Below are 12,306 nucleotides of genomic sequence, written 5' to 3'. Positions count from 1 at the left end.
AGGGCACTCATATGCAGCAGCAGGTTTTCAGGACCGTGGCGATGGCCGGGTTGATGAGCATCGTGGCGACGGGCGCAGCCGTGGCGCAGGCCCCGGCCCCGGCTCCGGCGCAGACTCCGGCCCCTGCGGCGGCGCCGGCCAAGGGCGATCCCGCCAAGGCGCAGGCCGTCCTGGCCGCGATGACCAAGGCCATGGGGGGCGACAAGCTGACCGGGCTGAAGTCATTCACCGCCGAAGGCGAGTCGAGACGTGTGTTCGGCGAGCGCGAGATGTCGGGTGGCATCGAGCTGGCCGGCCTCCTGCCCGATGCGTTCCAGGTCGTGCAGGTCATGACGCGCCCCGACGGCATGGCCGGCCCGCGCATTTCCCAGACCATCAAGGGTACCGACGCCTTCCGTGACATGACGGGCATGGGCGGCGGCGGCGGGTTCATGATGCGCATGGGCCCCGGCGGCCCTGGTGGTGGCCCGGGCGGTCCCGGAGGCGGCCCTGGCGGCCCTGGCGCAGCCGGTCCCAGCGGCGCGAACCGGCAGGATCCGTCCATCGGCATCAAGGCCGAGCTCTACCGCACGCTCCTCGGGATCATGCCGAGCTCGCCGCTGCTCTCCGCCCTGACCTTCACCCATGTGGCCGAGGCCGAGGCGCCCAACGGCGTCGCCGACGTCATCGACGTGTCCGGGCCGGACGGCTTCCGGGCGCGCCTCTTCGTGGACCAGGCCGAGCATCGCCCGTTGATGCTGAGCTACATGATGCGACAGCCGCGGATGCGCCAGATGACGGCGCCGCCGCAGTTCAAGAACGACGACGAGCGCCGCGCCTACTTCGAAGAGCAGCGCAAGAAGTTCGAGGCCGAGCCGCCGCCGCCCCTGGTCGAGGCCAACGTGTTCTACACCGATTACCGGAAGGTCGACGGCGTCATGCTCCCCCACAAGATTTCCCGCCAGGTCGAGGGGAAGGTGCAGGAGGAGTGGACGATCGAGAAGTACAAGCTGAACGCGCCGATCAAGCCGGACCAGTTCCAGAAGAAGGCCAGTAACTGACATGAAGACCCTCCGCACCCTCCTGGCGGCGATGTTCCTCGCCGCCGGGCTCACCACAGTTGCGTCTGCGCAGGAGCGCCCCGGGTCGCTGACGATCACCGTCTACGACACGACGGGCGCTGCCATCGCCGCGGCGAATGTGAACCTGACCGCGCCTGACGGCAGGATCACGCAGCAGCTGGCCGACGAGAAGGGCACGGTCATGTTCCAGGCCCTCCTGCCCGGCAAGTACGCCGTTGTCGCCGAGTTCCCGGGCTTCGACCCCAACGCCGCGGCCGAACTGCAGGTGCGTGCCGGACGCAACACCAAGCAGGACATCACGCTGGAAATCGCCGGCTTCGTCGAGCAGGTCGACGTCGAGCAGGACACGGCCGACCGCGCCGTCACCGATTCGTTCTCCACTGCCTTGAGCGCGTCGCAGATCGAAGCACTTGCCGACGATCCGGACGAGATGCAGCAGCAACTCGAACAGTTGGCGGGCCCTGGTGCGCGCATTCGCGTCAACGGCTTCGAAGGCGGGCAGTTGCCGCCCAAGTCGCAGATCCGCGAAATCCGCTTCCGCTTCGATCCGTTCGCCGCCGAGAACCACAACGCCGGCTTCCCGCGCGTCGACATCATCACGCGGCCGGGCAACGGACCGATCCGCAACAACATGACGTTGGGCTTCCGGAACAACGCGCTCGACGCCCGCAACGCCTTCTCGCCGGTGCAGGGCGAAGGGCAGACGCAGCGGTACGGCTGGTCGATCGACGGCCCGATCGTCAAGGGCCGCACCGGCTTCTCGCTGAACGTCCGCAGCAACAACGAGAACGACGTCCAGACCATCGTCGCGCTGACCCCTGAGGGCCAGTACAACAGTCTGGTCAATCAGCCTGCCGATCGGCTCAACGTGGATTTCAACATCGAGCACGTGCTCACCAAGACCCACACGCTGCGCTTCTCGTTCGACCGCGACACCAACAGCGCCGACAACCTCGGGATCGGCGACTTCGATCTCGAGTCGCGCGCCTACAGCCGCGACGGCTTCGACAACAGGGTGCGCGTGTCCGACGTCGGCTCGTTCAAGAAGAAGTACCTGAACGAGATCCGCGTGCAGTACTCGTGGCAGGAGTCCGACTCCATCTCGGCGAGCGACGAGACGACGGTGCGGGTGCAGGACGCGTTCACGGACGGGGGCGCGCAGATCTCGGGCGGCCGGAAATTCTGGGAGCTGTCGGTGGCCGACAACCTGGACATCCCGCTCGGCAAGAAGCACAGCGTGCGCACCGGCTTCGAGGTCGAGACCGGCAACTACATCGGCGATGAACTGCGCAACTTCGCGGGCACGTTCACGTTCCCGACGATGCTGGCCTACGAGACGGGGCGGCCCAACAACTACACGATCCGCGAGGGCAACCCGTACGTCGAGTATGGCAACACCGAGGCCGGCCTCTTCATCCAGGACGACTACCGATTCAGGAAGAACCTGCTGCTGTCCTTCGGAGGCCGGTACGAGACGCAGACGCTGATCGACGACAAGATGAACTTCGCGCCGCGCGCGGGGATGACCTGGTCGCCGTTCAAGAGCAACAAGACCACCGTCCGCGCCGGCGTCGGCATCTTCTACGACTGGTACGAGACGAGCCTGTACGAGAACACCATCCGTCAGGACGGGTTGCACCAGTACGACACGATCATCCGTAACCCGGGGTATCCGAACCCGTACGAGGGTGGCACCGTCATCGTGACCGCGCCGAGCATCGTCCAGGTCGGTAACGACCTCGAGATGCCGACGGTGCGGCGGTTCTCCCTGGGTGTCGAGCAGCAGTTGCTGGGCTGGCTGCGGATGCGTGCGAACTACTTCAATCAGCACGGATGGAACCAGTTCCGCTCGCGGAACATCAACGACCCGGTGGTCGGCGTCCGGCCGGACTCGACGCTTGGCAACATCACCTATCTCGAAACGACCGGTCAGGCCGACAGCCAGGGGCTAGACCTCAACTTCAACTTCAACTACCAGCCTCGGCGGCTGTTCGGGGTGCTGGGCTACACCATCGGCGAGCGCAACAACTACACCGACGGCGCGCTGACGCTGCCGGTCAACAGCAACGACCTCGAGGCCGAGTGGGGGCCGGCCAGTGATGACATCCGGCACCGGATTTTCGGCTTCTTCAACACCGAGCTGTTCTGGGGCCTGCGCGCGGGCATCAACTACCGCGCGCTCTCGGGCCGGCCGTACAACATCACGACCGGTTTCGACACCAACCTGGACGGCGTGATCAACGAGCGCCCGGAAGGCTTTGGCCGCAACGCCGGGCGCCTGCCGTGGCAGAGCAACACCGACCTGCGACTCAGCTGGGGCCGCGGGTTCGGTCCCTCGCGCAATCCGTCAGGCCCTGGCGGCATGGGTGGCGGCGGTCCCGTCATCATGCGCGGTGGTCCCGGTGGCGGCGGTCCCGGCGGCGGTGGCGGCATGATGGGCGGTCCGATGGGCGGCAACGACAAGGCGGTGCGCCTGGAGGTGTACCTGCAGGCGTTCAACGTCTTCAACCAGGTGAACTACACCCGATACGGCTCAGTCGTCTCCGCACGCTCGTACGGCGATCCGACGGCGGCTGCACCGGCACGGCGACTCGAACTGGGCATGCGCGTCGGCTTCTGACGCCGGCCAATACTCTCGCGACGAGCCCCTTCCCCTTCCCTGGTTCGTCGGAGTGCAGCGAGCGGGCTCGGCTTCGGCCGGGTCCGCTCGTTTCTTTTCAGGAACACAGGAGCTCAGGATCGCAGGAGCTCAGGAACTCAGGAGGAACTCAGGCGCCGTTCGAGGTGTTTCTCGAGCGACGGGCAGGGTGGTGCAGAACCAACCGCCGTTCGCGGTAGGGCCCGCTCTCCGAGCGCGGCCTACCGACCGAGGCCGTGTCGGAATGAGCGGCAGGACCGGCCAGAAGGATGGATTGTGGCAAGGAGCGCGCGAGCGATGACTCACGCGTCAGAGAAGAAGACGAACGTACGTGGTGATTATGAAGCTATCGTTGGCAGGCCGTTCCTGCACGCTCGCATGTGATAACGCCACGGCGCGCCCGGGCGAACACTCATTGATGCCTCATGCCTGATGCCTGATGCCTCATGGCTACCGGTCAGGGCCTGGCCTGAGACTTGAGACCTCAGACCTGAGCCTGCGCCGTGGGTAAGATGGACGCATGGTGGACCCGATCGCCCGCTTCGCCGAGGCCATGGCCAGGGCAGCGCAGGACGCGCCGTTCGACCCCATCGCCATGTCCCTAGCGACGAGCACGTCCGACGGCCGGCCATCCTGCCGCATCGTCCTGGTGCACGAGGTGAACGAGCGAGGCGTCGTGTTCCATACCAACTACGGCGGCCGCAAGGCGACCGAGATCGAGGCCAATCCGTGGGCTGCGATCTGCGCGTACTGGCCGTGGACCGACGAGCAGGTCCGCATCGAGGGGTCGATCGCACGGGTGTCGTCGGCCGAGTCCGACGGGTACTTCGCCGTCCGTCCCCGCGGTAGCCAGATCGGCGCCTGGGCGTCGCTCCAGAGCCAGCCGCTCGAATCGCGTGACGCGCTCATCGCCCGAGTCCGCGAATTCGAGGCGAAGTTCGAGGGCGGCGACGTGCCGCGGCCCGACACCTGGGGCGGCTACCGCCTGTCGCCGCTGCGGATCGAGTTCTGGAAGGCCGGTGAGTTCCGCCTGCACGACCGCGAGGTGTACGAGCGGGTGGGCGAAGGGTGGACAACGCACAGGCTGTATCCGTGATGAACGCCGAACGCCGAACGCCGAACGCTTACAGCCTGCGGCCTGCAGCCTACGGCCTACTGGCGACGGGCCAAGTCTCAGGTCTCAGGTCTCAGGTCTCAAGGCCCAGGCCGAAGCCCCCGCGTTTGGTACCCGGCACCCGGAACCCGGTTCCCATTCCTGAATCCCGAATCGCGAATCCCGAATCCCGAGTCCGAATCCGTCAGCGTCCCGCGTTCTGCGTTCGGCGTTCGCCCGCGTATTCCTCATACTGATCGGTCGCGACGAAATCGACCTTGGCCTCCCGCGCGGCCTTCCAGCGAATCGCGGCGTTGGCGAGGTTGCCGAAGTTGTAGCCCTTCGACCAGCCCTGCGCGTCTGCGTCGGCGGCGGGGTGGCCGTTCAGCGTGTAGAAGCGAATCCAGAGACCCTGCGCATGCGCGCGCGATACGAGCGCATCGAGTCGCGCCCGATCGGCGGCGTCCCAGGGACCCGCGTGCGGCTGCCCGCCCTTCTCGATGACGTGCCACGGGAAGTTGGCCCACCGGCGGTAGTTGGTCGCGCGGTGAGCAAGCAGTGTCTCCACGGGCGTGGCTGCCAGCGCCAGGGCCCGATCCTCGGCGGTCGCACCCGCCGGGGGCGGCGCTTCGTACGCACCGAACAGCCAGAGGGCATCGCCTACCACGAGCTGGTCATGAAAATCCGTCTGCTGGCTCTGATGGGATCCGGTCAGGACCAGGAGCGGTCCGACCGTCATCGGCGACGGCTGGTCTGGCGTCGCCGTGCGCGGCGCGCTCGTCAGCCACCGTTGGTATCGCCCGAGCACCTGCCGGACTTGTGCGTGGTGGGCCGGCTCGTTGGTCTTGAAGTCGAGGTTGAGCACCACCAGCGGCCATCGGTCGCGGCGGTTCTCCTTCAGCGCCTGCTCCATGACCGGCGCGATCGTGCCGAAGAAGTAGGACTCGAACGTCGGCGCATCCACGACCTTGTCGACGTCGTGGCCAACGACCGACACGCCCGTGCCGTTGGCTCCGGCTCGCCAGATCAGGTCCTGCTCGATGGCCACCGGCACGCCCGTGGCCAGGGCGCGGGCGACGCGGTCGCCAAAACGGCCCTCGTAGGGATAGGCGTTGTGGGCATCGAGCAGCACGCGGGCGCCCGGCACCAGCGTCGGGGCCGGTGTGTCGATCGCCGCGGAGAGGCAGGTGACAGCGGCCAGGAGGCCCAGAATTGCGGTCGGAAACGCGCGTGGACGCATGGCGCCAGTGTAGTTCCGTCAGGCGCGGTTGCGTCGAACCCGGGTCGATAGCTGCGAGTCACGCATCGACGAACGTTGAACGCTGAACGCCGAACGCCGCACACGCTTCGCCACTCAGCCTGAGGACGTAAGCGTCGAGCTTGATACGCTCCTCGCCAGAACTCCCGACTCCCGGTTCCCGACTCCCGACCTCCGTCGACTGCACTGCGCGCGGGCGGGTGCCGATTGGTCGGTGACATGGCCTCACCCGCATTGCCGACGCCCATCGTTCAGGAACCGCCCATCAACCGCCTCTTCCGCCTGATGGTGCAGACGGGCGCCTCGGACCTGCACCTGAGCGTCAGCGTGCCACCGATGGTCCGCAAGGACGGACGCATGCTCGCCGTCGAGGAATCCGCGCCGCGCCTGACCGCGGAGGACATTCGACGCCTGCTCGGGCCAATCACGCCGGAGAAGAACCGCACCGAGTTCGAGCGCCGGCACGACACCGATTTCGCCTACGAAATTCCCGGTCTGGCTCGCTTCCGCGCCAACATCTTCATGGACCGCAAGGGCATGGGGGCGGTGTTCCGGGTGATCCCGAGCAAGATCCTGACGTCCGAGGAACTCGGCCTGTCGCCGCAGTTGCTGCAACTCTGTCACCTCAGCAAGGGGCTGGTGCTGGTCACGGGGCCGACCGGCTCCGGCAAGTCGACGACGCTCTGCGCGATGGTCGACTACATCAATCGCGTGCGTCACGACCACGTGATCACGATCGAGGACCCGATCGAGTTCGTGCACGACAACAAGCAGTGTCTGATCAACCAGCGCGAGGTGCACACGCACACCGACGGGTTCAAGGACGCGTTGCGTGCAGCGCTGCGCGAGGACCCCGACATCGTGCTGGTCGGCGAGATGCGGGATCTCGAGACGGTCGCGATTGCCATCGAGACGGCCGAGACCGGGCACCTGGTGTTCGGCACACTGCACACGAGCACGGCGGCATCGACGGTGGACCGGATCATCGACCAGTTCCCTGCCGACCGGCAGAGCCAGATTCGCGTGATGCTCAGCGAATCACTCAAGGGCGTGATCGCGCAGACGCTGTGCCGCAAGGTGGGCGGCGGACGCATCGCCGCGCTCGAGGTGCTGGTCGTCAATACTGCGATCAGCAACCTGATTCGTGAGGGCAAGACGTTCCAGATCCCGTCGATGATGCAGGTCGGCAAGGCCCTCGGCATGCAGACGCTGAACGACGCGCTCTCCGACCTGGTCAAGAACAAGCTCGTCTCGCCGGAGGAGGCGTACGTCAAGGCGGTCGACAAGGCCGGCTTCGAGGCCATGCTCAAGCGCATGGCTGTCGACACGAAGTTCCTGACGCCGCCGGTGATGCCGGGCGCGAAGACCGCGTAGACGCCAACGCCTGGCGCTTACCGCTCAACGCCTACGGCCTGCAGCCTACAGCCTGCGGCCTGCCGGGCTCGTGGTTGACGGCTCAGCGCTCACGGCTCTAGACAGCAGGCCCAAGGCCCAAGCCCAAGGCCGAAGCCCGACGACCAGGCCGACGGGCGAGGGCGAGGGAGCCGAACGCGTACGGCCCCGATACACCTTGGCGGGTACACTCTCAGAGTGATCCGTGTCGTCGACCTCCACCACGCCTATGGCGAGACGCCGGCGGTCCAGGGGCTCTCGTTCGAGGCGGGCGTTGGGGAAGTGCTCGGTCTGCTGGGGCCGAATGGAGCCGGCAAGTCCACCACGGTCAAGATCTTGACCGGGCTCCTGCCGTTGCAGCGCGGCCACGTCGAGGTGGCGGGTTTCGACATCGCGTCGCATCCGCTCGACGTCAAGCGGCGCGTCGGCTACGTGCCCGAAACCGGGGCGCTGTATGACGCGCTCACGCCCGACGAGTACTTCCGCTTCATCTCGATGCTCTATCGCCTCGATCCCGGGGTCGTACAGCCGCGGATCGAGGAAATGCTGCGCATGTTCGAGCTCGACAGTGTGCGCAGCGCACGCATGGTGACGTTTTCGAAGGGGATGCGACAGAAGGTGCTGATTGCGGCCGCGTTGCTGCACGCGCCCGACGTCATCATCTTCGACGAACCGCTCAACGGCCTCGACGCGAACGCGATGCTGGTGTTCAAGGAACTGCTTCGCGGCCTCGCGGCGCAGGGGCGCACCATCCTCTTCTGCTCCCACCTGCTCGACGTCGTCGAGCGGCTGTGCCCGCGCATCGTCATCGTCGACAAGGGGAGGGCGATCGCCGAAGGCACGCCCGACGCCATCGCGCAGCGCACGCATCGGCCGACGCTGGAGCAGGCTTTCGCCGTGCTCACCGGCGCCCGCAGCGTCCAGGACGCCACGGCCGGCGTGTTGTCGTCGCTGGAGTGGCGAGCGTGACGGTCGTCCTCGCGCGCCTGCTGGGAGTCGACCCGGTGCAATGGCGCGCGCTCGTCTGGGCCTCGTTCATCACCGACTTCCGCCAGATGAAGGGGTCGGGCATCGGGATTGCGAGGGCGGCCGCCGGCAGCCTGGGTGGGGCGCTGGTCTCGCAGCTGCTGTACGGGGCCTTCTGCGCGGCCATCATCGCGGTGCTGCCCAACGTGTTCGCCTCGAGCACGATCTACTTCACGCTGTTGCTGGTGACACTCGGCCTGGCGCTGCTCGTCGACTTCACGTCTGTTGTCCTCTCGCCGGAGGACCATGTGCAACTCGCCCCGCGTCCCATCGACAGCCGCACCTTCTTCGTGGCGCGGCTGACCTCGGTGGTCGGCTTTGCGCTGCTGCTGACGGCACCCTTCGCGCTGCTTCCGGCGGTGGCGTACCTGTTCAGGGACGGGGGCGGCTCGCTCGCGGGGGCCATCGCCAGCGTCGCGGCGGCGGCGCTGAGCGCCGTGCTCGTTCCACTGGTCGTGATCCTCGTGTTCCTAGGCCTGGTCCAATTGATCCCGGCCGGGCGGCTGCATCGCGCGCTCGGCTACGTGCAGTTCCTGCTGTCGTTCGTCTTCATCGGCGGGTTCTTCCTGCTCTCGCGGACCACCCGCGCCATCGACGCCGTGCGCCTGGAGAAGGCCGCCGCGATCTACGTCAACCCCGCGGCCTGGTTCGCGGCGTGGATCGAGATCGCCGAACGGCGCGCCACGGCCACCGACTGGATCGCGGCCGCCGTGCCCCTGCTCCTGCTTGTCGTCACCGGACTGCTCGTGCGCAGTCGTTTGTCGCTCGCCTATGCCGAGCGCATGTCGACGATGTTCGTCGACCGCCCTGGCGACACGACGAGCCATCGACCAGTGCCGCACCCGGTCTTCGGTCCGGCGCATCATGCGGTCGGCCTGCTCGCGGGTGCACAGTTCCGGACCGATCAGAAGTTCAGGCTCGGTGTCCTCGGGATCCTGCCCCTGACCGTCATCTACCTGCTCGCGGGATTCAACGATGAGGGCGGGCCGGAGGTCATGCGGCGTGAACCACTGCTGGTCTACTACGCGGTCCTCTTCTTCCCGGTGATGCTGCGGCAGTTCCTCGTCTACAGCGAGTCGTGGCGCGCATCGTGGGTCTTCCATGCAGCGCCGATGCCCTTCGACGAGATCGTCATCGGGCTGAAGAACACGGTCGTCTCACACTTCCTGGTCCCGTATCTCCTTCTGGTGATGACGCTGCTCGGGTGGCTGTATCCCCGCCCGCCGCTCGAGTTGCTGACGCTCGGCCTGGTCATCGGCCTGCTCTCGCATGCGCTGCTGACCGCCGATCTTCTCGTCAATCCGTCGCTGCCGTTCTCGCAGCCGACGCGCCAGGGCACCCGTTCACTGGCGCTGCTCGCGCTGATGGTGCCGACGATGGCGATCATCACGACGATTCCGCTCTGGCGACCGTACCTGTACGCCACGACGGGACGCATCTTCCTCGGCGTAACCGTGCTCCTCATCGTCAACGTCCTGCTGCACGAAACCCTGCTCACCCGCGTCGAGCGTCTGTCGCGGCAATGGGCGTGCACGAGCTGAAAAAACGTCATGTGGATCGGTTCACCTTCGTCCTCTCTCGCGCCGTTCATCCCGGTCATCGAGCACCTGCAGGAAGCGGCATGTCTCGAGACGGCTGACGGCACCCTGGCCGTGGTCAACGAGGCCTGGCTGGCGTTGTTCGGCGCGGCCGGACGCCTCTCGCCGCTGCTGGAAGGACCGGGCGCCACGGCGTGGGCGCCGGTGTTGTCGGCATTCGAAGATCCCGAGGCACTGTCGGCGCGCGTCACTGCGCGACGCACGACCCGCGTCGCGAGTTCGCACGAGACGCTGGCCACCACCGACGGTCGCACGCTCGAGTGGGATCACTCGCCGATCGCGATCGGCGGCAACGTGCTCGCGCACCTGTGGCGGTTCAGGGACGCGACTCACCAGCGCAAGCTGGAGGAGTCGGTGCGACAGGCGCAGCGCCTGAACACCGTCGGGCGGCTGGCAGGCGGGATCGCGCACGACTTCAACAACCTGCTGACGGCCGTCGTCGGCTACTGCGACCTGCTCGACACGCAGTTCGACCACGGCGACCCCCGACGCTTCGACCTTCACGAGATTCGCAACGCGGCGATTCGTGCGTCATCGCTCACGCGGCAGTTGCTGGCCTTCAGCCGCCGCCAGATCATGCAGCCCGAGGTCGTCGACGTCGGCCTGATGATCGGCGAGATGCCGAAGATGCTGTCGCGGCTGATGGGCGAACAGGTGAAAGTCGACATCAGCGTTCCCGACGAGCCGTTGGAGGTGTTTGCCGACCCGGGCCAGATCGAGCAGGCGATCTTCAGCCTCGCGGCCAACGCCCGCGACGCCATGCCAGACGGTGGGACGCTTGGCGTCGACGTCCGTCAAGGGCACTTGGACATCGACCGGGCCCGCACGCTCGACATGCGCAGCGGTCCGGTGGTGACGGTGACCGTGTGGGATACCGGCACGGGCATGGATGACGCGACGCGCGCGAGCGCATTCGATCCGTTCTTCACGACCAGGCCGCTCGCGCAGGGACTCGGCCTGCCGACCGTGTACGGCATCGTGCGACAGACCGGCGGCGCTGTCACATTGGAGAGTGTGCCTGGTGCAGGCGCGCGTGTGGACATCATCCTGCCGGCGTACACCGACGCGGTGAGCGAGGGTCCGACCTCGCTGGTGTCGGTGACTCCGGCGGTACGCGAGCGTGTCGGCCCCGCGGTAGTGCTGGTGGTGGAAGACGAGGCGTCCGTGCTGCGACTCGTGCGCCGCGTGCTCGAATCGGAGGCGATGGTCGTGCTCTCGGCGCAGGACGCCGAGGAGGCGCTGCTGCTCACGTCACAGCACGGCGGGGTGATCGACCTGCTGCTGACCGACGTGGTGATGCCGGGATTGAACGGGTTGGAACTGGCGCAGCGGGTAATGGCCGAGCGGCCGCATCTGCGCGTGCTGTTCATGTCCGGCTACGCCGACCATGCCGTCGTGCAGCGCGACATCATCGATACGGGCCGCCCGTTCCTGCAGAAACCCTTCGCCCCGGATCGCCTGGTCGCCAGGGTGAAGGAAGTGTTGGGCTGAGGTGGTGCATTGAGAAATGCCGGAATGCCGGGAATGCCGGAATGTCGAAAGCCATCACGCTCTCGACATTGCAGCCATTGACCAATGCCGGAATGCCGGGAATGCCGGAATGTCGAAAACCGTGACGCTCTCGACATTGCAGCATTGCAGCATTCCAGCATTCGAGCATTACTGATGCAGGGCAACGTGCCTGCCCGCCTAGGTTGTGGCGGGGACCCGCTCGATCTTGAGCGATTGAATGACGACGTCCTTCACCGGACGATCACCTCGGCCGGTGGGGACATGGCCGATGCGCGAGACGACGTCCATCCCGGATACGACCTCACCGAAGACCGAGTGCCGGTCGTCGAGGTGCGGCGTCGGCCCGAGGGTGACGAAGAACTGGCTGCCGTTGGTCCCGGGGCCGGCGTTGGCCATCGACAGGATGCCTGCCTTGCTGTGGCGGCGGGACGGGTGGAACTCGTCCTCGAACTTGAAGCCGGGGCCGCCCATGCCGTTGCCCATCGGGCAGCCGCCCTGGATGACGAAGCCGTCGATCACACGGTGGAAAATCAACCCGTCGTAGAACGGCCGATGGATGGTCTGCCGAGAGACCGGATCCTGCCATTCGATACTGCCGTCGGCGAGGCCCGCGAAGGTCGCTACCGTCTTGGGCGCCTCTTCCTCGAACAGCCTGGCGACGAAGGCGCCCTCACTGGTATTGAAGTGGGCGTAGAGCCCCGCTGGTAAGGTCATGGCCCAACCTTACC

9 protein-coding genes are annotated in these 12,306 nt (G+C 66.7%); 7 read left to right on the top strand and 2 right to left on the bottom strand.

Going from position 1 to position 12,306, the window contains the following annotated elements; all coding sequences use genetic code 11:
* The first annotated feature begins 11 nt into the window (after positions 1 to 11).
* From LuPra_RS32365 to pdxH, 3 genes are all read left to right on the top strand, one after another.
* On the top strand, positions 12 to 1,040 hold the full coding sequence (locus LuPra_RS32365) for a hypothetical protein (protein ID WP_157899782.1): 1,029 nt from the start codon (positions 12 to 14) through the stop codon (positions 1,038 to 1,040).
* Position 1,041: 1 nt separating this feature from the next.
* Entirely contained in the window at positions 1,042 to 3,681 is a 2,640-nt protein-coding gene (locus LuPra_RS28030) for a TonB-dependent receptor (RefSeq protein WP_110173827.1), read from the top strand.
* Between the two features lie 538 nt (positions 3,682 to 4,219).
* Entirely contained in the window at positions 4,220 to 4,795 is a 576-nt protein-coding gene (gene pdxH / locus LuPra_RS28025; protein WP_110173826.1) for a pyridoxamine 5'-phosphate oxidase, read from the top strand.
* Between the two features lie 202 nt (positions 4,796 to 4,997).
* Here the strand turns inward: pdxH and LuPra_RS28020 are convergent, their stop codons facing one another.
* Positions 4,998 to 6,032 (bottom strand): PI-PLC domain-containing protein, encoded by a 1,035-nt coding sequence (locus LuPra_RS28020; protein WP_234800588.1) that lies wholly within the window; start codon positions 6,030 to 6,032, stop codon positions 4,998 to 5,000.
* A 237-nt stretch (positions 6,033 to 6,269) separates the two neighbouring features.
* On the opposite strand from LuPra_RS28020, the gene LuPra_RS28015 reads away from it, so the two are divergent.
* The 4 genes from LuPra_RS28015 (at position 6,270) to LuPra_RS28000 (ending at position 11,557) form a co-directional block, all read left to right on the top strand.
* On the top strand, positions 6,270 to 7,424 hold the full coding sequence (locus tag LuPra_RS28015) for a type IV pilus twitching motility protein PilT (protein WP_110173825.1): 1,155 nt from the start codon (positions 6,270 to 6,272) through the stop codon (positions 7,422 to 7,424).
* Between the two features lie 216 nt (positions 7,425 to 7,640).
* On the top strand, positions 7,641 to 8,411 hold the full coding sequence (locus LuPra_RS28010) for an ABC transporter ATP-binding protein (RefSeq protein ID WP_110173824.1): 771 nt from the start codon (positions 7,641 to 7,643) through the stop codon (positions 8,409 to 8,411).
* Positions 8,408 to 10,009, top strand: a complete 1,602-nt coding sequence (locus tag LuPra_RS28005) for a hypothetical protein (RefSeq protein ID WP_157899781.1) — start codon at positions 8,408 to 8,410, stop codon at positions 10,007 to 10,009. Before LuPra_RS28010 ends, LuPra_RS28005 begins: the two co-directional genes overlap by 4 nt.
* A 9-nt stretch (positions 10,010 to 10,018) precedes the next feature.
* A complete protein-coding gene (locus LuPra_RS28000) occupies positions 10,019 to 11,557 on the top strand; it encodes a response regulator (protein ID WP_110173822.1) in 1,539 nt (512 codons plus the stop codon).
* Between the two features lie 198 nt (positions 11,558 to 11,755).
* Here LuPra_RS28000 and LuPra_RS27995 read toward each other — a convergent pair whose 3' ends face one another.
* Entirely contained in the window at positions 11,756 to 12,292 is a 537-nt protein-coding gene (locus LuPra_RS27995; protein ID WP_110173821.1) for a peptidylprolyl isomerase, read from the bottom strand.
* Between the last annotated feature and the right edge of the window lie 14 nt (positions 12,293 to 12,306).

It is taken from the genome of Luteitalea pratensis (assembly GCF_001618865.1).
Classification (GTDB): Bacteria; Acidobacteriota; Vicinamibacteria; order Vicinamibacterales; family Vicinamibacteraceae; genus Luteitalea; species Luteitalea pratensis.
This window is presented reverse-complemented; position numbering and strand designations above follow the sequence as displayed.